The organism is Halolamina pelagica (genome assembly GCF_001307315.1).
In the GTDB taxonomy this organism is placed as follows: Archaea; Halobacteriota; Halobacteria; order Halobacteriales; family Haloferacaceae; genus Halolamina; species Halolamina pelagica_B.
Map to the genome: position 1 here is coordinate 789,889 of NZ_LGUC01000001.1, position 20,673 is coordinate 810,561.

18 protein-coding genes and 2 pseudogenes are annotated in these 20,673 nt (G+C 70.0%); 13 read left to right on the top strand and 7 right to left on the bottom strand.

Annotation, left to right across the window (positions count from 1 at the left end; genetic code table 11):
- Window positions 1–3 precede the first annotated feature (3 nt).
- Together SY89_RS04215 and SY89_RS04220 are read left to right on the top strand one after the other, a co-directional pair.
- Complete coding sequence (locus tag SY89_RS04215) at window positions 4–798, top strand: endonuclease V (RefSeq protein WP_239685510.1); 795 nt, start codon at window positions 4–6, stop codon at window positions 796–798.
- An 86-nt stretch (window positions 799–884) separates the two neighbouring features.
- Window positions 885–1,715, top strand: coding sequence for an SDR family oxidoreductase (locus tag SY89_RS04220; RefSeq protein ID WP_054583275.1), 831 nt, complete (start codon window positions 885–887; stop codon window positions 1,713–1,715).
- A gap of 14 nt (window positions 1,716–1,729) precedes the next feature.
- Here SY89_RS04220 and SY89_RS04225 read toward each other — a convergent pair whose 3' ends face one another.
- On the bottom strand, window positions 1,730–2,851 hold the full coding sequence (locus SY89_RS04225; RefSeq protein ID WP_054583276.1) for an ArsA family ATPase: 1,122 nt from the start codon (window positions 2,849–2,851) through the stop codon (window positions 1,730–1,732).
- Window positions 2,852–2,900: 49 nt separating this feature from the next.
- Window positions 2,901–3,794 carry an ABC transporter substrate-binding protein gene (locus tag SY89_RS04230; protein ID WP_054583277.1) on the bottom strand — a complete coding sequence of 298 codons (894 nt, stop codon included), beginning with the start codon at window positions 3,792–3,794 and terminating at the stop codon, window positions 2,901–2,903.
- A gap of 109 nt (window positions 3,795–3,903) precedes the next feature.
- On the opposite strand from SY89_RS04230, the gene SY89_RS04235 reads away from it, so the two are divergent.
- The gene (locus tag SY89_RS04235) at window positions 3,904–4,542 is read left to right on the top strand and encodes a TVP38/TMEM64 family protein (RefSeq protein ID WP_054583278.1); all 639 of its coding nucleotides are present in this window, start codon (window positions 3,904–3,906) and stop codon (window positions 4,540–4,542) included.
- A gap of 1 nt (window position 4,543) precedes the next feature.
- Here the strand turns inward: SY89_RS04235 and gpmI are convergent.
- Window positions 4,544–6,072 (bottom strand): annotated as a pseudogene (gpmI, locus tag SY89_RS04240) (2,3-bisphosphoglycerate-independent phosphoglycerate mutase).
- Between the two features lie 116 nt (window positions 6,073–6,188).
- Between gpmI and SY89_RS04245 the strand changes: the two are divergent.
- Window positions 6,189–7,544: a hypothetical protein gene (locus SY89_RS04245; RefSeq protein ID WP_144427129.1), complete on the top strand. Its 1,356-nt coding sequence runs from the start codon at window positions 6,189–6,191 to the stop codon at window positions 7,542–7,544.
- Window positions 7,493–8,455 (top strand): hypothetical protein, encoded by a 963-nt coding sequence (locus tag SY89_RS04250; RefSeq protein ID WP_144427130.1) that lies wholly within the window; start codon window positions 7,493–7,495, stop codon window positions 8,453–8,455. The genes SY89_RS04245 and SY89_RS04250 overlap by 52 nt, the downstream gene beginning before the upstream one ends.
- Before the next feature lie 90 nt (window positions 8,456–8,545).
- Here SY89_RS04250 and SY89_RS04255 read toward each other — a convergent pair whose 3' ends face one another.
- Window positions 8,546–10,417, bottom strand: a complete 1,872-nt coding sequence (locus SY89_RS04255; protein WP_054583281.1) for a S9 family peptidase — start codon at window positions 10,415–10,417, stop codon at window positions 8,546–8,548.
- Window positions 10,418–10,538: 121 nt separating this feature from the next.
- Between SY89_RS04255 and SY89_RS04260 the strand changes: the two genes are divergently transcribed.
- On the top strand, window positions 10,539–11,201 hold the full coding sequence (locus SY89_RS04260) for an ArsR/SmtB family transcription factor (protein WP_054583282.1): 663 nt from the start codon (window positions 10,539–10,541) through the stop codon (window positions 11,199–11,201).
- Here SY89_RS04260 and SY89_RS04265 read toward each other — a convergent pair.
- Window positions 11,198–11,692 carry a hypothetical protein gene (locus SY89_RS04265; RefSeq protein ID WP_054583283.1) on the bottom strand — a complete coding sequence of 165 codons (495 nt, stop codon included), beginning with the start codon at window positions 11,690–11,692 and terminating at the stop codon, window positions 11,198–11,200. The two genes, SY89_RS04260 and SY89_RS04265, sit on opposite strands and share 4 nt — an antisense overlap.
- A 102-nt stretch (window positions 11,693–11,794) precedes the next feature.
- Between SY89_RS04265 and gatD the strand changes: the two genes are divergently transcribed.
- Together gatD and SY89_RS04275 are read left to right on the top strand one after the other, a co-directional pair.
- A complete protein-coding gene (gene gatD, locus SY89_RS04270; RefSeq protein WP_054583284.1) occupies window positions 11,795–13,063 on the top strand; it encodes a Glu-tRNA(Gln) amidotransferase subunit GatD in 1,269 nt (422 codons plus the stop codon).
- Window positions 13,054–14,081 (top strand): annotated as a pseudogene (locus SY89_RS04275) (N-acetyltransferase family protein). The gene gatD and the pseudogene SY89_RS04275 overlap by 10 nt, the downstream one beginning before the upstream one ends.
- 24 nt (window positions 14,082–14,105) lie before the next feature.
- Here the strand turns inward: SY89_RS04275 and SY89_RS04280 are convergent.
- Window positions 14,106–14,603 carry a hypothetical protein gene (locus SY89_RS04280; RefSeq protein ID WP_054583285.1) on the bottom strand — a complete coding sequence of 166 codons (498 nt, stop codon included), beginning with the start codon at window positions 14,601–14,603 and terminating at the stop codon, window positions 14,106–14,108.
- 27 nt (window positions 14,604–14,630) lie between these two features.
- Window positions 14,631–15,272 (bottom strand): class I SAM-dependent methyltransferase, encoded by a 642-nt coding sequence (locus SY89_RS04285; protein WP_054583286.1) that lies wholly within the window; start codon window positions 15,270–15,272, stop codon window positions 14,631–14,633.
- Between the two features lie 86 nt (window positions 15,273–15,358).
- On the opposite strand from SY89_RS04285, the gene SY89_RS04290 reads away from it, so the two are divergent.
- The 5 genes from SY89_RS04290 (at window position 15,359) to SY89_RS04310 (ending at window position 20,343) form a co-directional block, all read left to right on the top strand.
- Window positions 15,359–15,973, top strand: coding sequence for an adenylate kinase (locus tag SY89_RS04290; RefSeq protein ID WP_054583287.1), 615 nt, complete (start codon window positions 15,359–15,361; stop codon window positions 15,971–15,973).
- An 84-nt stretch (window positions 15,974–16,057) separates the two neighbouring features.
- Window positions 16,058–16,963, top strand: coding sequence for a DUF106 domain-containing protein (locus SY89_RS04295; protein WP_054583288.1), 906 nt, complete (start codon window positions 16,058–16,060; stop codon window positions 16,961–16,963).
- A 168-nt stretch (window positions 16,964–17,131) separates the two neighbouring features.
- A complete protein-coding gene (locus tag SY89_RS04300; RefSeq protein ID WP_054583289.1) occupies window positions 17,132–17,485 on the top strand; it encodes an Hsp20/alpha crystallin family protein in 354 nt (117 codons plus the stop codon).
- A gap of 62 nt (window positions 17,486–17,547) precedes the next feature.
- Window positions 17,548–19,215, top strand: a complete 1,668-nt coding sequence (locus tag SY89_RS04305) for an ABC1 kinase family protein (protein ID WP_054583290.1) — start codon at window positions 17,548–17,550, stop codon at window positions 19,213–19,215.
- 51 nt (window positions 19,216–19,266) lie between these two features.
- Window positions 19,267–20,343 (top strand): aminotransferase class I/II-fold pyridoxal phosphate-dependent enzyme, encoded by a 1,077-nt coding sequence (locus SY89_RS04310; protein ID WP_054583291.1) that lies wholly within the window; start codon window positions 19,267–19,269, stop codon window positions 20,341–20,343.
- Window positions 20,344–20,673: the final 330 nt, after the last annotated feature.

Sequence of the window (20,673 nt, forward strand, 5' to 3'; positions counted from 1 at the left end):
CCCGTGGCGCTGGACCGCCCCGAGTTCCGGCCCGATCCCGCGCTCTCGCGCGACGCGATGGAGACACTCCAGCGTGACATCGCCGACGCTGCCACGTTCGCCGACGACCTGCCGTTCGATCCCGACACCGTCGCCGTCGACGGCCCCGTCGAGGCCGACGCGAGCGGGACCGAGCGGCTCGGCGCGAGCAGCGACGCGCCGGTGATCGTCGGCGTCGATCAGGCGTTCCTCGACGACCGCGCGGTGTCGGCGATCGTCGCGATCCAGGACGGCGCCGTGATCGAGCGCGCTCACGCCGTGACGCCTCTGGAGATCCCGTACATCCCCGGACTCCTCGCGTTCCGTGAGGGCGGCCCGATCCTCGCGGCGTTCGAGACGCTCTCGGTCGAGCCAGACCTCGCGGTGTTCGACGGCTCCGGCCGGATCCACTTCCGGCAGGCCGGCATCGCGACCCACGTCGGCGTGGCGCTCGACCTGCCGAGTATCGGCGTCGCGAAGAAGCTGCTCTGCGGCGAGCCGGCCGAGCCGGTCGACGACCGACCGGCGGGCTGGTCGACGCCGATCGAGGCAGATGGAACTGTCGAAGCGCCCGATAGTACCGTGATCGGCTACGCCTATCAGTCCCGGCAGTGGGACCGCGACCAGTCGATCAACCCCCTCTACGTCTCGCCGGGCCACCGCGTCTCGGCGGCGACGACGCGTGACCTCGTCGACGCGCTCTGTGCGGGGTACAAGCTCCCCGAACCCACGCGGCTCGCCGATCGGAACGCCGACGACACGAAAGCGGCGCTCGGCTGAGCCGCCGGGGCGATCGGCGCGGCTCGCTGCCGCCCGCCCGGCTTCCTTTGCGCACACTTAACCCTCGGCCGAACCAGCACGTAGCTATGCGACCGGAGACGGTGCTGATCACTGGCTGTTCGTCCGGCATCGGCCGCGCCACCGCCGAGGCGTTCCTCGACGACGGGTGGACGGTGTACGCGACGGCCCGGGACACCGACGACCTCGACGCGCTCGCCGATCGAGAGAACTGCGTCGTCGACGAACTCGACGTGACCGACGACAGCGACGTGCGCAACGTCGTCAACCGGATGCTCCGCAACGACGACCGGATCGACTGTCTCGTCAACAACGCCGGGTACGCCCAGTTCGGACCGACCGAGGAGCTGCCCGTCGACGCCGTCGCGGACCAGTTCGCGGTGAACGTGTACGGCCCCCACCGACTCACGCGTGCGGTGCTCCCGCATATGCGCGAGGCGGGCGAGGGGACCGTCGTGAACGTCTCGTCGGTGGCCGGCCGAGTGTCGATGCCCGGCGGCGGCGCCTACTCGGGCTCGAAGTTCGCGCTCGAGGCGATGACCGACGCGCTGCGCTGGGAGGTCGAGGGCCACGGTATCGACGCCGTGCTCGTCGAGCCCGGCCCGGTCGAGACGCAGTTCACCGACCGCGCGAACGAGGAATCGGACCGGACGGAACGGACCGGCGCCTACGAGTGGTTCTGGTCGATGTTCGAGGACACCGAGGCGGTCGGCGGCGGCGGGACCGGCGCGGTCGAGCCCGAGCGCGTCGCGACGACGATCGTCGACGCCGCCAACCTCACGGACCCGCCCGCGCGGATGCCCGTTGGGCGGCTGGCGGAGCTGCTGGTGAAGTCACGATACCTCCCCGACTCGGTGGTGGATCTCGCGATCCGGTTCGCGCGCAAACGGCTGGCGTAGCGCGACCGATCCTTTCAGTCCAGACAGGCCGCAACGACGCGCAGCGCCGCCTCGCCGCGCACGTCGTCGGCCAGCAGCGGCACGCGCTTGACGTCCCGGCCGCGGTAGAGGTCGCTGGCTCGACCCAGCGCGTCCTGCTGGACGTTCCAGCGGCGCTGGCAGAACGCACAGTTCTCGAGGTTCGGCGTGACGATCCAGTCGTCGTCGACGGCGTCCAGGTCCGCCACGTCGGCGGGGTCCTCCATCACGCGGTTGACGACCAGCGTGCTCACGGGAATGTCGAACTCGTCCAGGCGTTCGACGAGGCGTTCGGACTCCACGACGCTCATCGTTTCTGGCACCATCACCACCCGGAAGTCAGTCCGGGATGGGTCACGCAGAATGCCTCGCAGCCGCTCGATGCGTTCTTTGAGCTCGTCGAGATCCTGCTGGCCCGCGGCGTCGCCGTCCTCGCCGCCGCCGAACATCCCCTTCAGGCCGTCCATCATCCCGGAGAACTGCTGGCGGAGCTTCACCATCCGGCCGACCATCGTGTCGAGCATCTCCGGCAGCTGGAGCAGGCGCAGCGTGTGGCCCGTCGGCGCGGTGTCGACGACGACGCGGTCGAACCGCGGGTCGTCCATGTGTTCGATCAGCTTCTGCATCGCCGCCGCCTCGTCGGCGCCGGGCATCGTGCCGCCGAGCAGCGACTCCATCCCGGCGCCGTCGCCGAGCATCCCCGCGAGGTCGCCGACGGGACCTTCCTCCTGCTGAGCCGCGAAAAATCCCTCCTCCATCGCGGCGTCGGGGTCGATCTCGACGCCCCACAGCGGCACGTCCTCCCGGAGCCGGCTCGGGTGGGCCGGGATGTCGACGTCGAGCGTGTCCGACAGCGAGTGGGCCGGGTCGGTGGAGACGACGAGCGTCTTGGTGCCCGCCGCGGCGGAGGCAAGCGCCGTCGCGGCCGCACAGGTCGTCTTCCCGACGCCGCCTTTCCCGCCGTAGAGGACGTACTCCGGCGCGTCGACGCGCTCAGGGAGTGCCGTCTCCGTGTCCAGTGTCTCGGGGGACGCGTGGTCGTCGTGGGCGGACGACTCCACGTCGATTGACTCGTCGTCCTCGACCGAATCGACCGGCTCCACGTCGATTTCGCTCATTGGCGGCTCTCGGCGGCGGGGACTTGTGTGTCTCTCGGTCCGGAGCCGGTCAGCCCTCCCAGTCGGTCGGGACGTACTGCTCGAAGCCGGGCTCCGGCTCGGCCCCCAGCGGCCGAAACGCGCGCTGGCCGTCGACCCGGAACTCGGCGATCGTCGACGCCGCCGTCCCGGTGAGATGGCCCACGAACGCCATCGCCAGCGGGTACGCCACGTCGTGGCGGGCGGGATTCGTGGGGATGACTCCGTACTCGTTACGCAGCAGCGCCGGCGGGTCGTCGATCCCACGGTCGACGTGGGGCGTCAGTGACCCCTCCCGCACCGTCAGGAAAGTGCCCCGGTCGGTCAGCGTGTACGCCCCCAGCTGCTCGGCGACGGTGAGCGTGTCGCCCATCCCCTGTCCGGTCTCGCGGTACCAGTCGCCGGCCGGGTCGCGGTCGGCCGCCGCCCAGATGCGCTGCTCGCGGATGTGGGTGCCCGAGCGGTCGCCCCGGGAGACGAACGGCGCTTCGGCCTCGGCGACGGCGCGGAAGGCCTGGACCGGGTCCAACCCCGCGGCGTCAGCCGGGTCGTCGGGCGGCCCGACGAGGAGGAAGTCGTTGACCATCAGCCGCCGGCGGTTGAGCCCGTGCCCGGAGCGGAGGAACGCGTCTTCGAGCGGGCGGGCGTGGACCACCACCACGTCACAGTCGCCGCTGCGGGCAGTCTCCAGCGAGCCGCTGGTGCCGCGGGGAAGCATCCGGACCGACGCGCCGAACGCTCGCTCGAACCCGGGGACGACGGCGTCGAGCAGGCCGCTGTCGTACGCCGTCGTCGCCGTCGCGAGGGTGAGCGTCCCCGCACCGTCGAACGCCTCGGCGTTCGCGGCGCCGGGATCGCCGCCACAGCCCGCGAGCGTCAGCGCCCCGCCGACGCCGACAGCCCGGAGGTAGTCCCGCCGATCCATACTGAGACAACCGCCCGAAGTTACAAATAATCACTGGAGTAGCCAAAATCAGTTTCACCGCGCCGCAGCCGACCACAAGCCACATCGTTCTGCGACGGCGACGCCCGCTGTGCAGCGACGCGCTCGTGTGGCACTCGGGGCGACGGTTCTCCTGATCGTCGGCCTCGGTGCCGTGCTCACTTCGCCCCGGTGGGTGCTGACGCGGCTGGACTGGCTGGCCGCCGATTCCGTGCGGTTCACCGCCGCGTTGGTCGCGCTGGCGCTCGTGCGGCCGCTGCTCGCGTGGCCCACCACGCTCATCGCCGTCGTCGTCGGCTACGGCTGGGGGCTCCGCGGGCTCCCGGTCGCGCTGGCGCTGATCGCGCTCACGAGCGTCCCGCCGTTCCTGCTCGCCGGCCGCTCGGCCGGCGGCGGCCGGGTCGCGACGGCGGGCGCGCGCGCCGTCGACGCAACCGGTGACCTCCGAGGGGTGATCGTCAGCCGCCTGCTCCCGGCGCCGTCAGACGTGGTCTCGGTCGGGATCGGGCTCTCGGGCGTCCCGTTGCGGGCGTTTCTCGTCGGCACGACAGTCGGTGAACTGCCGTGGGCGTTCGCGGGCGTCGTGGCCGGTGGCTCGATCCAGCGCGTGCTCCGGAAGGGGTTGAGGGCGGTGATCGAGCCGCAACTGATCCTCGCCGCGGCGATCGCCGCGCTGCTGTTGCTCGCTGGGCCGGCGTACCGCCAGCTCCGGGGTCCGGAGCCGCGCTAGCTCACTCGAACAGCGACTCGCCGGTCATCTCGTCGGGCTGGGGCATCCCCAACAGGGAGAGGATCGTCGGCGCCACGTCGGGCAACGAGCCTCCCTCCCGGATCGCCCGGCCGTGGGCGTCGCCCTCGGGCGAGACGTAGATCACCGGGACTGGGTTGAACGTGTGGGCGGTGTGGGGCGACTCGGGCGTCCCCATGTCGTCGGCATTGCCGTGGTCCGCCGTCACGAGCAGGTGTGCCCCCACTTCCGCGAGCACGTCCGCGAGCCGACCCAGTTCGCGGTCGACCGCTTCGATCGCCGCCACGGCCGCGTCGAAGTCGCCCGTGTGACCAACCATGTCCGGGTTCGCGTAGTTCAACACGAGTGCGTCAGGCTGGGGATCACCCTCGGCGACGGCTGCGACGGCGGCGTCGGTCACCTCCGCCGCGGACATCTCGGGCTGGTGGTCGTAGGTGGGGACGTCCGGCGAGGCGACGATCCGGCGCTGCTCGCCCGCGAACGGACGGTCCCGGCCGCCGTTGAAGAAGTAGGTGACGTGGGGTTCCTTCTCGCTCTCGGCGACCCGCAGCTGGGCCATCCCCGCGTCGGCCCACAGCTCGCCCAGTGTGCGCTCGGGCTCGTTCGGCGGGAACGCGACCGGGAACGGGTACGTCTCCTCGTAGCGGGTCATCGTCGTCAACCGAACGTCGGGGCGGTCGAGGGTGAACGGCCACTCGTCAGTTCCCACCCCACCCAACAGCCGACAGAGCTGGCGGGCCCGATCGGCTCGGAAGTTGAACACGATCACCGCGTCACCGTCTTCGACCGGGGCGCGCCACTGACCAGCGTCGGCTCCACGAACTCGTCGGTCTCCCCGCGCTCGTAGCTCTCTTCGACGGCGGCCACTGCGGAGTCGGTTTCGTATCGCGCATCTCGGTTTACGATGGCGTCGTACGCCTTCCGCGTGCGCTCCCAGTTGTGGTCCCGGTCCATCGCGTAGTACCGGCCCGTGACGGTGGCGACGTGGCCGGTTTCGTGCTGTTCGATCGTGCGCTGCAGGTCGGCGAGGTAGTCAGCGCCGCTTTTCGGCGGCGTGTCGCGGCCGTCGGTGAACGCGTGGGTGACGGCGTCGACGCCGCGTTCGGCTGCCAGTTCGATCAGTGCGTGGAGGTGGGACTGATCCGAGTGGACGCCGCCGTCGCTGACGAGGCCCGCGAAGTGGACCCGGCCGCCGGTGTCGGCGGCGTGCTCGAACGCCGCCGCGATGGCGTCGATCTCGCCCAGTTCGTTCTCGGCGATGGTGTCGTTGATCCGCGTGAACGGCTGTTTGACCACCCGGCCGGCGCCGAGATGCATGTGGCCGACTTCGCTGTTGCCCATCTGTCCCTCGGGGAGGCCGACCCGGCGGCCGTGGGCGGTCATCGTCCCGAACGCCCCGGCCTCACGAAGCGCGTCGAAGTTCGGCGTCGCCGCGGCGCCGACGGCGTCCCGACCTGACTGATCGTCGGGCGCGAGCCCCCAGCCGTCCAGGATCACGAGTGCAGCGTCCATGGCAGAACGATCGGGTGGCCGGCGTATCACGCCTTCGGTGCAGCCAAAGACACATACCTGTTCGCGCGAAACGGATCGGCAGACGAATGGACTGGGATAGGGTCGACAGGCGCCACATGCTTGCCCTACTCGCCGGCGGCGGCGCCACGGCAAGCGGCGCCTACCTCTTTTCGGGCAGTCCCGAGCCAGCCACCACCGACTCACTCGGCGACGAGGAGTCCCGACGACTCGCGGAGGCGCACGCGCCGACGCTGTACTACGGCGCCCACGAGCAGTGGCCCGCAACGGATCCTCGGGAGTACGAGTCCGAGCGCGACGGCAACACCGTGGTCGACGGGTTCGACGCACTCGACGGCTACAGCGTCGACGCCCGCGAGACCGAGTATCCCCACCCGACGGTGTTCTACAACGCCGTCGACTACCCCGACTCGCCGCTCGTCTGCGTGCAGTTCTGGGCGTACTCGGCGTTCGACCAGTTCTCGACGAACTTCCACTGGCACGACTGGGAGGTGCTACACGTGTTCGTCGATCGCTCCGGGGACGGCGAGGCGAGTTCGAGCACCGGGTCGTCGACGGCCGACGGCACGAACCAGTCGACGCCGGCCGGGACGGGCGAACCGGTGTTGTTCGTCGCCTCCGCCCACTCCCGGAAGGTGCCCAACAACGAGCACCTGGATCCGGACGTGGAGCGGGCGTCGATCATCAGCGAGGTGGGCTCACACTCCAGCACGCTCGGGGTGAACGCCCGGCCGACGACGTTTCAGCGAACCGCGGTCGACGGCCTCGCACCCGACATCAGCAACGACCCCGTGGAGGTCATCTCCGGCGAAGCGTCGCTCCCGCTGGCGTACGGCCTCCCGCGTGACGAGGGGCTGACGTTGCCGTACGCCGTGCCGGAGTACGAGGGCAAGCGCCTGCCGGAGCACGATCGCCTGCCGAACGTCCGCCCGGGGGACTTGATCCCCGAGGAGCTCACGGTCGACACGTACGACGCGCTGGCGAGCCCGCCAGCGTCGATCCCGAAACGCGAGGGCGAGGTCGCGTTCGTGCCGGACGTGCAGGCCGAGGCTGCTGTCGACGCCGACGCCCGGTACGAGCTGGTGGAGATCGAAGCGATCCGGCACATCGACGACTTCACCGGGCCACAGCTGAGCTTCAGCTTCACCGTGCCGGAGTTCGTCGAGGACGCCGTCTCGGGCCACATCACGACCGTCGGCGTCCCGTGGGACCAGCCGCGTTTTCAGAACCCCGAGACCGACATCAGCGACCCCCAGCACCGCGCCGCACTGGCCGACCGCTACGAGCCGATCGAGGCCGGTGGGGACGTGAGCCGCATCCTGGGCGCCGTCCGTGAGGCCACCGGCGCCGACGAGGCGCCCGGCAAAAACGGCGTCTCGCTGCTCGCCCCTCGATCGAGACCGTGGCGCTACTGGAGAGCGATCCCGAAGCGGTCCCGTCATTCTCTGGCGTGATCACGCTCGAGAACCCCGAGAAAGGCGACCACCAGCTCACCGTCAACGGCGCGGGGATGGCACCCTACAGCGAGCGCTTGACCCACGAGGGCGGCACGACCCGCGCCGGCGTCGACGGGGCGATCCCGATGAGCGCCAACGAGGACGCCGTCAAAGTCCGCGGCGAGACCGCCGAGGGGACGGCGCTGGCGTCGGTCGCGCTCGACGACGACTTCGCCGGCACCGTGTACGACGGCCGCCCGCCCAGCGACGACGGCCGGTTCGGGATCTACGCCCACCGCGAGGGCGCCTACACCGCGGAGATCCGCGACGAGTCCGGGGCGACGGGCGCGCTCCGTGTCAACCCCAACCCCGACGACGAGACGATCGATCTCTCGGGGATCGAGACGGGGAAGGTCGCGCTGACGGAGTTCCTGCTCCGGTTCCTCGTGGAGACTCGCCTCCAGGTCGCGGCGATCCGCGACGACGAGGATATCGACAGCGTGCCCACGGGACAGAACATCGACGAGGGGACGGTGGCCGAGGTCGTCGCGGCTGCGGAGGAAAACGCCGGCGAGCTCGTCGACGGCGTCGACGACGCGGTCGCCGAACTCCTCGGCGAGGAGAACGAGGACAGCGACGACAACGGCGGCGGGAACGGCAGCCTCGGCGGCGGTGTCGCGGGCGTCGTCCGCGCGGTCGACGCCGCGGTGCTGATCGCCGTCGCCGCCCGGGCAGCCGCCCGCGACGGTCGCGGGGATGACGCCGACCGACGGCTGGAAGGGCTCAGGACCCGACTCACGAGCCTCGACGACGCCGTCGAGGGGCAGGGCATGCCTGGTGAACTAGCGGGGTTCGTCACCGGCCGAACGGAACGGATCCGGCCGCGGATCGACGCCGCCGTCGAGGCCGAACTGGACACGGAGTCGTAGCCGGCTATCGCAACCTGATTGGCACACGATCACGGCATCACGCTCCGTGGCTCGGACATGGCGTCCGAGCGGGTCACGAGCCGTGACCGGCTACCCCTCGTCGGGGCGATGGGGCCGGCTGCTCCCATCGTCGGGGTCGAGGCGGAGGTACTTCGCGAACAGGTCCGCGACGCGCGTGTAGGCGTCGACGACGTTCTCACGCTGGCTGAACCCGTGCGGTTCCTCGGCGTAGGACTGGAGTTCGTGCCGTTTGCCGTGTTTCTCCAGTTCCTCACAGAGCTGTTCGGACTGGCTGAGCGGCACGCGAGTGTCCTCCTCGCCGTGGAGCACGAGCACGGGGTCCTGAATGTCGGGCACGTCCCGGATCGGGCTGGCCTCGCGGTAGTTCGCGAGATCGGTCGCGAGGTCGCCGAGCTCGCGCTTCATCAGCTGCCAGCCGACGTCGTCGGTGTCGTCGACGAACGTTTCGTAGTCGTAGACGCCGTAGAACGCCGCGCCGGCGTCGTAGGCGTCGGTGTTCCCCAGCGCGTTCACCGTCATCAGGCCGCCGCCGGAGCCGCCGAAGATCCCCGCACGGTCGCCGTCGACTGCGGCGAAGGCGTCGGCCGTGGCTTCGGCCGCGTCGATCACGTCGTCGAGGTCGCCGCCGCCCCAGTCGCCGTCGTTTGCCATGCGGTGATCCCGGCCGTAGCCGTCCGAGCCACGATAGTTCGGCATCGCGACCGCGTAGCCCAGCGCCGCGAAGTACTGCGAGCGGTAGTCCCAGCCGAAGTCGTCGAACGCGGTCGGACCGCCGTGGGGGTGGACCAGCACGGGCACCGAGTCAGGCTCCTCGGGGAACCCACCGACCGGGGGGTAGACGATAGTGTGGATCTCTCGACCGCCGGAGCGGAACGTGAACTCCGTCGGTCGGGCGAGTCGCTCGGGGAACCCGACCGAGCCGGTCTCGATCGCCGGCTCGCCCGCGCTGGCGTTCCAGACCTGCGGCGGCGTCGTCGGATCGCCCCGGACCGTGTACACGTCGCCGTCCAGCCAGACGGGGGCAGTGTGGAACGCGTCCTCCTCGCTCAGCAGGTCGGCGTCGCCGTCGAGGTCGGTGACACCGACGTACGAACGGCCCGCGGCGGTCGCCGTGAACGCGAGGCGGTCGCCGGCGGGGTGCCACGCGGGCGCGCCGACTTCCGTCTCCGCGGCGGCGTGGACCGTGGTCGTCTCGACTGCGCCCTCGGCCGCCGCTGCGACCGCCTCGCCGTCGGCGTAGTGGATCTCGTCGAACCCGTTCGCGTCGTGGACGAACGCGACACCGTCGCCGTCAGGGTGGGGCCGCGGCGTCTGGACCCGGACGGCGTCTTCGGCAACGACGAGTTCGGGGTCGGCGGCGACGGTGCCGTCCTCGATCGGGAACCGGACCAGTTCCGACTCGAAGTCGAACAGGCTGCGGTGGGGCGCCCGGATCGCGTAGAGGGCGTCGTCGCCCCAGCGCGGGTCGTTGTACAGATAGTCGTCGTCCGCGAGCACGCGCTGGCTCCCGGTGTCGGGGTCGACGAGGACCAGCGCGGCCCGCGAGACCGCGTTCGTGACGGCGGCGATCCCGGGGGTCCCCCACGCGAGCCCGAGATCCGGGTCGTCGTGGTGAGTGACCGTCTCGACCTCGCCGGTGTCGGCGTCGACCGTCGAGAGCGTCCCGGCGGCGTCGACGAACGCGATTCGGTCGCCGTCGGGAGCCCACGCGAGCCACTGGGTGTCGCCACGGCCGCGACGCATCGCGGTGACTCCCTCGCTCGTGAGGCGGGCGTCGGCGCCGTCCTCGTGGAGCCAGAGATCGGTCTGGTCCTCGCGGGTTCGTGCGTAGGCGATGCGGTCCCCGTCGGGGCTCGGCGCCGCCTGCACGGCGAGGTCGGCGGTCGCCATGTCGGCCAGCAGGCCGTCGCGGGACGTGTCCCGCAGGTCGCGTCGGTACATGGGCCGGAAGTGGCGGGCCCGCAGGGATAGCCTTTTGGCCCCCGGAAACGCCCGCCGTCGGCGGGGGGAGGCGGGTCCTGCAGTGAGACAGCCTTTTTGCTCCCTGCCGCCAAGCCGGAGTATGGACTCGGCGGTACTGCTGAACCTTCTGGGCAACGAGAACCGCCGGCGCATTCTGCGGCTCCTCTCGCATAAGTCCTGCTACGTCACGGAGATCAGCGAGTACCTCGGCGTGAGCCCGAAGGCGGTCATCGATCACCTGCGCAAACTGGAGGAGGCCGGCCTGGTCGAGAGCCACACCGACGACCAGCGACGGAAGTACTTCCACATCGCCCGCGCGGTCAGGCTCGAAGTGAGCGTCTCGCCGCACAGCTTCGGCGCGAAAAGCGCCTACCCCGCGAGCCGTGGCCTCGACATGACCGGCTGCTGTGCGCATCTGGAGATCGACATCGGCGACCAGCCCGAGGACGACGGGCTGGCGGGGCTCGCGAAGGAGTTCGACCGGCTCCAGAGCCTCGAACGCGAGCTCTCGCTGGCCCAGCGGTGGGTCGACGGCCGGGTGAACGAGGTGCTCGACCGGCTGAACGGCCACATCGGCGCCGAAGCCGACTCACGGTTCTACGCCGCGGTGCTGTCGGCGGTCGTTACCACCGACGGCTCACGCAGCGAGATCGTCGACGACGTCGACGCCGACGAGAGCGCCGTCGCGGACGCGCTGGAGCAGCTCACCGAGCACGGGCTGCTCCGGCGGGTCGAGGGCGCCGACGCCTGGGAGCTCGCCTAGATCGACTTCGTCAGCCCGGCTCGGAGGTCCCGTCCGAAGTAGTAGCCGAGCAGCGACGCGACCGCGCCGCTGCCGGCGCCGATGGCGCCCAGCGCCAGCCCGTACTGCTGGAGCCACTCGACGCCGATCGGGAGGAACACGCCGCTGAACACCTGCGTCACCGCCAGCACCGCCGCCACCGCCGCGCCCGCCACGCCGACTTCGAGATACTGGCGACGCGAGCGCGCCAGCCCGAGGAGGAACGTCGCCGCGACCACCCCCACAATCCGGCCGACGGTCCCCATGAACGGGACGACCCCGCCGATCGCGCCGCCGGCGACGACCCCGACGGTCACGACCGCCAGCGCGAGGAGGAACGCACGGAGGGAGAACAGCCGGCCCAGTCGTCGGCGAGCGCCAGCGAGCCGGCCGTCGCTCGACGCCGCCTCGTCGTCGGTGTCGGCGGCGAGATCCGCCGCAGTGTCCGTCTCCGGCTCGCGCGATCGCTGCATACCCCGTACTGGGGGAGCCGGCAGTATGGGTCTTGCGCCGTCACGGCCCTGGGAGCGCCGGAAGAAGGCAGTTTCAAGTCCGACCGACCGGAACCTGCGGGTATGAATCCCGGGGACCGCGTCCGCGTCGATCACGACGGCGCGACCGACGAAGGCGTCCTGATGCCGACGACCGACGAGGACCATCTCGTGCTCAAACTCGACGGCGGCTACAACGTGGGGATCGCCCGCGACGGCGCCGACGTCGAGATACTCGAGTCCGACGTGTACGACATCGCGGAGGGCGAGGCCGGCGGCGACGCCTCCGAAGTCGAGTTCGACGAGGCGCTCCCGACGATCGCGCTCGTCTCGACCGGCGGGACGATCGCCTCCACCGTCGACTACCGCACCGGCGCCGTCACGGCTCGGTTCGACGCCGAGGACGTGCTGCGGGCGGTGCCCGAACTCGCGGGGCGGGCGAACTACCGTGGCCGCGTCGTCGCCGACATCCTGAGTGAGAACATGGAGCCCGCGATCTGGCAGGAGCTCGCCCGGGCCGTCAAAGAGGAGATCGAGGCCGGCGCCGACGGCGTCGTCGTGATGCACGGCACCGACACGATGCAGTTCTCGGCGGCCGCGCTCTCGTTCATGCTCGAGACGCCGGTCCCGATCGTGTTCACGGGGAGCCAGCGCTCGGCGGATCGCCCCTCCTCGGACAACGTGATGAACGCGGTGTGTGCCGTCGAGGCGGCGACGGCCGACGCGGCCGAGGTGATGGTCTGCATGCACGCGACGCCCTCGGACGACGACTGCGCACTCCACCGCGGCACGCGCGTCCGGAAGAACCACACTTCCCGGCGCGACGCCTTCGAAACCGTCGGGAGCGAACCGCTCGGAACGGTCGACTACGACGCGGCGAAGGGCGGGCAGGGCGACGCCGCGGGCGTCGAGTTCCACGGCGAGTACGCCGACCGCGGCGAGACCGACCTCGCGATCCACCCCGATCTCGCGACCGACGTGGAGCTCGTCAAGCCGACGCCCGGGATGGACCCGGCCGCGTGGGAGTACCTCGACGGGAAGTCCGGCGTGGTCGTCGAAGGAACGGGGCTCGGCCACGTTCACACCGACCTCATCCCTCGACTCGCGGAGCTCGTCGAGAACGGCACGACCGTCGCGATGACTTCCCAGTGCATCGAGGGCCGGGTCTGTGACCGCGTCTACGACACCGGGCGGGACCTGCTCGACGCCGGCGTCGTGGAGTGTGGCGACACGCTTCCGGGCACGGCGAAGGTGAAGCTGATGTGGGCGCTCGAGAACGCAAACCAGCCCGCGGACGCGATGGGTCGGGACCTCGAAGGTGAGCTCACCAGGGAGTCCCAGCCATGGACGTAACGCGGGCGACCGAGTACAGCACGGACGCGGAGATCGAAGTCCGGGAGGCGGTTCCGGGCGACTACCCGGCGGTCGTGGCGTTCACCGCCGACACCTGGGAGAACGGCGACTACATCCCCGACGCGTTCCCGCGGTGGATGGCCGACGACGACCCGGACACGCGGACGTTCGTCGCCGTGGACACCGCCGCGGCGCCGCCGGCGCCGGAATCCGTCGACGGCGTCGATCCCGACGACGTGCCCGAACTCGCCGACGACCGCGCGGTAGGGATCTGCCAGGCGGTCGGCCTCAGCGAGCACGAGGGGTGGATGCAGGCGATGCGGGTCGATCCCGAGTACCGCGGCCGGCGGCTCTCGCGGGCGCTGAACGACGCCGGCTTCCACTGGCTCTACGAGACGGGACGGCGCGTGGCCCGGAACATGGTGTTCTCCTGGAACACCGGCGGCCTCGGCGCCTCCCGGGTCAACGGGTTCGATCCCGGCACCGAGTTCCGGTGGGTCCAGCCCGCCCCGGACGCCGACGCGACCGCGCGAACCGACGAGGCCGGCGTCGTCGACGCCGATCCCGACGCTGCGTGGGGGTTCTGGGCCGACGCGGCCGCGCGGGACGCGCTCGACGGGCTCGCGCTCGACCCGTCGGAGTCGTGGGCGGTGTCGGAGCTGACCCGCGACCGCCTCCGGCAGGCCGCCGCGGCCGACCGTCTGGTGGTCGTGTCGGCGCCCGACGGCGGTGTCGGGGGTTCAGCTACCGGGTCCGGACGAGCAAGCGTGAGGACGGCGACGGCGAGCCACGGACCCGCGCTGAGTACGGCGTCGCAGCGTGGCGCGATCCGGCGTCCTGCGACGCGCTGCTGGCCGCGATCCGCCGCGACGCCGCGTCCGTCGGCGCCGACACGACGCGGGTGCTGATCCCCGAGGCGGTGGAGTGGGTGAGCGACGCGGCGCTTGCGGGCGCCGACGTGGGCGACGAGCCCGACTTCGTGATGCGGGCAGATCTGACCGAACGTCACTGGGCGTAGTCCCCGGGCGCTTCTGTCGCCGGCTCAGACGGCGACGACCCAGGCGCGGTACTCCTCCTCGCACTCGTACACCTCGCGGAACACGCGGTCCGCGAAGTCCGCGAGGCGGTTGGCGTCCGAGCGGGCGGTGATGCGAACGTTGGTCCCCTCCGCCGTCTCGGGCGACTCGAGTTCGTCGATGCGGAACTCCGGGAACTCGTCGACTAGCGACTTGACACGCTCCAGTTCCGCGTCTGTGGCGTCGAGGTTGAACGTCTTCTCGGCGAACTGGAGCCACGGCTGGGGCTCCTCCTCCGCGTCCTCGTCGTCGCCGGATGGGTCGGCGGCGCGCTGCCGGCCGTCGTCGCCGGATGGGTCGGCGGCGCGCTGCCGGCCGCCGTCGCCGTCCGGGTCGAACGCCGGCGTCTCCGGCGGGGCGGCCTCGATGGTGAGGAAGGCGCTGCCGCGGTTTCGGTGGGCGGTGACGGCGTCGGCGAACAGCTTTCGCCGATCGGTCGGCGTGTCGGCGTCGAAGCGGGTCATACCGGCTCTGGGGCGCGCGGCGACTAATCAGTCCCGGATAGCGAGGAGCGCGTGCCAATCCTCCTCCTCACCGAGTGCAGTGATCCCGGTGAACCCCGCCGCGTCGAGACGGTCGCGGATCGCCGCCTCCTGCCAGAAGGTGAACTGCCGGCCGTCCGGCAGTTCCACAGCATCGGCACCGCGCGTCTCGCTCGCCATCACCGAGAGCAGCAGGGCGCCGCCGGGGGCGACCACGCGGGCGAACTCTTGGAGTGCCGAACCTGCCGTCCCCCGTGGGAGGTGGAGGAACGCGGCACTGCTCCAGAGCCCCTCGAAGCGTTCGCGACCGAACGGGAGTGCCCGCATGTCGCCGCAGACGAACCGTGCATCAGCGACACGCTCGTTCGCCTCCCGGAGGAACGCGGGCGTGATGTCGAGCCCGACGGTTTCGAGGCCGATATCGGCCATCGGGGCGGTGTCGGCACCGGGACCGCAGCCCACGTCGAGGACTCGAGGCGGGCGGTCGTCCGTCTCGGGGAGCGCGTCCCGGAAGGCGGCACCGTGGCGGTCGAACAGCGAGAAGTCGAGGTACTTATCGACGAAGTGGGTCGCCTGATCGGCGTACGTGCGCGCCGTGGTGGCGACGTGGACGGCCTCGTCGTCGATGGGTGTCGCGGGTGGATCGCCCATGCGGGGTGGATCAGTCGGCGGTCGCAAAAACGTGCCGCGCGACTGCTTTCTTCAAGCCTTTATGCGCGGCCCGAGTGAGTCCAACTATGGCCGACTACCACATCCTACTGCTGGGTCCGCCCGGCGCCGGCAAAGGCACGCAGGCGACGCGACTCTGTGAGACCTACGACCTCGATCACGTCTCGACAGGCGACGCCCTGCGGGCGAACAAGGACATGGAGACGGAGTACGGCACGCCCCGGAGCTTCATGGAGGCCGGCGAGCTCGTCCCGGACGAGGTCGTCAACGAGGTGCTCGCGGCGGCGCTCGAGGACGCCGACGGCTACGTGCTCGACGGCTACCCGCGCAACCTCGACCAGGTCGAGTACCTCGACGACGCGACCGACCTGGACTACGTGTTCTTCCTGGACGTGGACCGCGACGTGCTGGTCGAGCGCCTGACCGGCCGCCGCGTCGACCCCGAGACCGGCGAGAACTACCACGTCGAGTTCGACATGCCCGAGGACGAGGACGTGCGCGAGCGGCTCGTCCAGCGCGACGACGACGAGGAGGACGTGGTTCGCGACCGACTCGAGGTGTACGAGGAGAACACCGAGCCCGTGATCGAACACTACCGGGAGACGGGCGACTTGGTCGAGATCGACGGCGAAGGGACGCCCGAGGACGTGTTCGAGCGACTCAGCGACGCTATCGAGGCGTAACCGCCCCCTCGTTTCTCCGACTGCCGGCTACGTCGACAGCGGCAAGTAAAAGGTTCATTACGCCCGGTAGCGAAGGGAGTCTCAATGGTACGGACCGAGAAGCGCGTCCGCGAACTCGTCTCGGAGGACCCCGCGATGCGGGATGTCGTCGAGACGGTGCTCGACCGCGCCGACGACGGCGAGGTCGGCTGGACGGACGTGAAAGGCGAGATCGAGAGCGGCCAGTGGGGCCGACTGATCGAGAAGGAGGTGCTCGTCGAGGGCGAGACGGGGTTCCGGATCGAGGATCCCGCGGCCGCCCGTGAGGCGCTCGAGTCCGACGACGACCTCACCACCTCGTCGGTCGACCTCGACGACGTCGAGGGCACGTCGTGGTCGAAGTGGGACAAGATGGCCGGTGGCGGGACGGTGCTGTTCATGGTCGGGTACGCCTACGCCCCGGTTCGGAACGTCGTCGGCAGCACCATCGACCTCGTTCTCGGGCCGCTGCTCGAGGTGCTCCCGTTCTACGCGGTCGTCCTGCTGCTGGCGATGACGACCGGGCTCTACTCCACGGTGCTGCGTGCGCTGCTCATGGATATGGACAAGATGAGCATGTACCAGGACCGGATGAAGGACATCCAGGAGCGCCGGAAGGAGGCCAAGGAGCGCGGCGACGACGCCGCGATGCAGAAGATCCAGGAGGAGCAGATGGAGGCGATGGGCGATCAGCTCGGCATGTTCAAAGAGCAGTTCCGCCCGATGGCCTGGATCATGTTCCTCACCATCCCGGTGTTCCTGTGGATGTACTGGGCCATCGGCGCCCGCGGCGCGACCAGCCACCACGTGCTGGGTGAGGTCGTCTTCCCCATCTGGGGGAGCATGACCTGGACCGAGCCGATGCTCGGGCCGATCCAGCCGTGGATCTTCTGGTACTTCATCTGCTCGACGGCGTCGATCCAGATCATCCAGAAGGCGATGAACATCGAGATGACGCCGTCGACCTCGTAACTGCGCCGACGCTTCTTTGGTTTACCGCGGCTGACCGGTTGCCGGGTCGCTCGCCGATCACCCCGGCTGACTGTTGCCGTGTCGCCCCACGATCGACACGGCCGACCGTTACCATGTCGTCCCACCGCCACCGCCGGCTTTTTCGAGACGCGCCCCCATAGCCGAACTATGGACACAGTTCGCGAGGCGCTCCGAGAGCTCCCGGACGCCGTGTTTGCCGACCTGCTCGAGAGCGAGTCTGCCTACCGACTCGTGATCGACCTGCCGGGGGCGACCGCCGACACGACCGACCTGCGCAGCGAGGGCGGTCGACTCCAGATCGAAGCGCGCCGCGAGAAGTCGTTCGGCGGGGCGTTCGACTACGTGCGCGAGGACCGGCCGCTGTTCCTCGACGTCGAGATCCCGCTCCCGCCGGACGCCGGCAGCGATGCGGATGCGTCGATGGAGCGTGGCGTTCTCACCGTCACCATCCCGAAACGGTCGGCCGGGCCGGCCCAGTCGATCGACATCGACGAGGCCTGATGGTCGGACCGAGTTGCCACACAGGCGGGGAGCCGACGCGCCCAACGGTGGGGTGATTCAGGCTGGCGTCGCTCCGAGCCTACTGGCGGTTCCTCGTCGTCATCAAGGGGTTCTTCCCGCTGCTGTTCGCGTGGACGCGGGACCGGAACCGGTTCCTGCTGTTCGGACGGAGCCGCAGCGTCGATAGCGAGACGCGCGTCCGCCGAGCCGAGGCGCTGCTCGAGACGCTGTTGACGCTCGGGCCGACGTTCATCAAACTCGGCCAGCTGCTGTCGACCCGCCCCGACGTGGCGCCGCCGGAGTACGTCGACGTGCTCTCGACGCTGCAGGACGAGGTGCCGCCGGCCGACTGGGCAGCGGCCAAAGAGGTGCTGGAGGCCGAACTCGGCCCCGTCGACGAGACGTTCGACGAGTTCGACACCGAGGCGATCAGCGGCGCCAGCCTCGGGCAGGTGTACCGCGCCGTCCACGACGGCGAGCAGGTCGCCGTGAAAGTCAGGCGGCCGGGGATCGTCCCCCTGGTCAACGCCGACCTGCGGGTGATCCGCTGGTCGCTGCCGGTGCTGATCTACCTCGTCGACGAGTCGAGCGCGTTCTCGCTGTCGAACCTCGCCGACGAGTTCTCGAAGACGATCCGCCAGGAGATGGACTACGGCCGCGAGCGGACGATGCTCGAGGAGATCAGCGAGAACTTCGCGGACGACGAGGAGATCCGCATCCCGCGGACCCACGAGGGCGCCTCCGGTGAGTCGGTGCTGACGATGGAGTACCTCCCGGGGACGAAGATCAACGATATCGACGAACTCGACGCCCGCGGCGTCGACCGCACCGAACTCGCCGAACGTCTCCAGCGCATCTACCTCCAGATGATCATCGACGACGGCGTGTTCCACGCCGACCCCCACCCGGGGAACCTCGCGGTCGACGAGGAGGGCGCGGTGATCTTCTACGACTTCGGGATGAGCGGCCGCGTCGATCCGTACATTCAGAAGAAGATCGTGGATTTCTACGTCGCCATCGCCGAGCAGGACACCGACGCGATCCTGGACGCGCTGGTGAACATGGGGACGCTCTCGCCGGAGGCCGACCGCGAGGTGATGGGCCAGATAATGGAGCTCGCGATCCAGGACGCCCGCGGCGAGGACATCGAACAGTACCGCGTCCAGCAGATCATCGAGCAGGTCGAGGGGACGATCTACGAGTTCCCGCTGCGTCTGCCCCGCAATCTCGCGCTGGTGCTCCGGGTCGCGACGGTCGTCGAGGGGGTGTGTGTGACGCTGGATCCGGACTTCGACTTCATCAGCGTCGCCACCGACTACCTCGCCGAACAGGGCTACCGGGAGCAGACCGCCCGACGCATCGCCAGCGACGCCGCCGGGCAGGCACAGGAGACGGCTGGTGCGCTGGTGTCGGTCCCACCGAAGCTCGATCGAGTGCTCGACGGGCTGGAGGACGAGGACCTCACGGTCAACATCAACGTGAAAGACGACGACGACGTGATGCGGGATCTCGCCAAGCGGCTGATCCTGGGGATCTTCGTCGCCGCCGGCGTGCTCTCGGCGGCGCTGATCTACGCCTTCGGGCAGGACTGGCGGGTCTCGGCCGGCATCCTCGCGGTGACGGCGCCGATAGTCGTCATGCTCTGGCGCTCGTTCCGGCGCAAGCAGAAGTCGATCCGGGCGAAGCCGCAGTTCACCCGCCAGAGCATGCGCCAGCGCGAAGGGGACTGAGCCGGTCGCCGGCACCCGGTGGTTTTTGCGGCCGCCCGACGGACTGGGCGTATGGACGTCTCACCGTTCGGCCTCGAACGCTGGTTCGCGGAGTACGAACACGACGCCGACATCATGCTCGCCGAGAGCGGGATCCGCTCGCTGCCGGCCGACCGCTTCGACCTCGACCCGGGGAAGCTGGGCTACGTCATCCCGACCAACGGCGACCCGGAGTTCCGTGCCGAGGTGGGCGAACGCTACGGGCGGGGCGCCGACGAGGTGCTGTTCACCGTCGGCACGCAGGAGGCGAACTTCCTCACGTTCCTCTCGCTGTTGAACTCCGAACACGGCGATCACGCCGTCGTCGTCACCCCGACGTATCAGGCGCTCCACGCCGTGCCGGAGGCGTTCGGCGACGTGACGCGGGTCCCGTTGAACCGCGAGAACTGGAGCGTCGACGTGGCGGGCGTAAAAGAGGCGATCCGCGACGACACCGCGGTCGTCGTGCTCAACAACCCCAACAACCCGACGGGGAACTACCACGACGAGGAGACGGTCCGGGAGCTGTACGATCTCGCCGCCGAGCACGACGCCTACCTGCTCTGTGACGAGGTGTACCGGCTGCTCGCCGAAGAGCCCATCACCCCCGCGGCGGCGATGGGCGAGTACGGCATCTCGACGACGAGTCTCACCAAGGCGTACGGCCTCGCTGGCCTGCGCTTCGGCTGGGTCGTCGGCGACGAAGACGTCGTCGAGCGCGCGTGGCGCTGGAAGGACTACACCACGATCTCGCCGACGCTGTTCGGCCAGCACGTCGCGAAACAGGCGCTGGGCGATCAGGAACAGGATATTCTCACCGAGAACCGCGACCTCGCGACCGAACACCGCGATATCGTCGCCGACTGGATCGACGAGCACGACCTCGACTGGCACGAGCCGGTCGGCGTCAACGGGTTCGTGACGATCCCTGACGGCTTCGAGGACGCCGAGGAGTTCTGTCGCGTCGTCGTCGAGGAGGCGTCGGTGGTGCTGGCGCCGGGACACCTGTTCGGCCCCTACGAGAACCGCTTCCGCATCGGCTTCGGCCTGCCGACCGCGGAGCTACGGGAGGGGTTGGAGCGGGTCGGTGACGTGATCAGAAATCGCTGATCGCTCCCCGTCGCCGGGAGTCACTCACTGCTCGTCGTCGGCGTCGTCCTCGGTCGACTCATCGGACGGCGCCGCCGGTGCGGGGACGACGGTCACGTGGTCGATGCCGACGGAGTGGTTCTTTGCGGCCATATGCGAACCATCGGCCCGACCACCCAAGAGATTACCCATACGCATAACTCATCCCGATTACGCGGCGAATGTCTGGGAGGTATACCCATGTCTCCCACGTATGTGGTGTCTGGCGGCGAGAACTGCGGCGCATCGCCGCCGACGGATACGGGGCGGTACGTCGACGTTCGCGGACGCGCTAGCGCGCGCGGCCGCGTC

Bases quoted from the DNA above. Each gene is read 5' to 3' on its own strand.
- SY89_RS04220 (WP_054583275.1), top strand. From the start codon at position 885: ATGCGACCGGAGACGGTGCTGATCACTGGCTGTTCGTCCGGCATCGGC.
- SY89_RS04225 (WP_054583276.1), bottom strand. From the start codon at position 2,851: ATGAGCGAAATCGACGTGGAGCCGGTCGATTCGGTCGAGGACGACGAG.
- SY89_RS04230 (WP_054583277.1), bottom strand. From the start codon at position 3,794: ATGGATCGGCGGGACTACCTCCGGGCTGTCGGCGTCGGCGGGGCGCTG.
- SY89_RS04245 (WP_144427129.1), top strand. From the start codon at position 6,189: ATGCTTGCCCTACTCGCCGGCGGCGGCGCCACGGCAAGCGGCGCCTAC.
- SY89_RS04255 (WP_054583281.1), bottom strand. From the start codon at position 10,417: ATGTACCGACGCGACCTGCGGGACACGTCCCGCGACGGCCTGCTGGCC.
- SY89_RS04260 (WP_054583282.1), top strand. From the start codon at position 10,539: ATGGACTCGGCGGTACTGCTGAACCTTCTGGGCAACGAGAACCGCCGG.
- SY89_RS04265 (WP_054583283.1), bottom strand. From the start codon at position 11,692: ATGCAGCGATCGCGCGAGCCGGAGACGGACACTGCGGCGGATCTCGCC.
- gatD (WP_054583284.1), top strand. From the start codon at position 11,795: ATGAATCCCGGGGACCGCGTCCGCGTCGATCACGACGGCGCGACCGAC.
- SY89_RS04280 (WP_054583285.1), bottom strand. From the start codon at position 14,603: ATGACCCGCTTCGACGCCGACACGCCGACCGATCGGCGAAAGCTGTTC.
- SY89_RS04285 (WP_054583286.1), bottom strand. From the start codon at position 15,272: ATGGGCGATCCACCCGCGACACCCATCGACGACGAGGCCGTCCACGTC.
- SY89_RS04290 (WP_054583287.1), top strand. From the start codon at position 15,359: ATGGCCGACTACCACATCCTACTGCTGGGTCCGCCCGGCGCCGGCAAA.
- SY89_RS04295 (WP_054583288.1), top strand. From the start codon at position 16,058: ATGGTACGGACCGAGAAGCGCGTCCGCGAACTCGTCTCGGAGGACCCC.
- SY89_RS04300 (WP_054583289.1), top strand. From the start codon at position 17,132: ATGGACACAGTTCGCGAGGCGCTCCGAGAGCTCCCGGACGCCGTGTTT.
- SY89_RS04310 (WP_054583291.1), top strand. From the start codon at position 19,267: ATGGACGTCTCACCGTTCGGCCTCGAACGCTGGTTCGCGGAGTACGAA.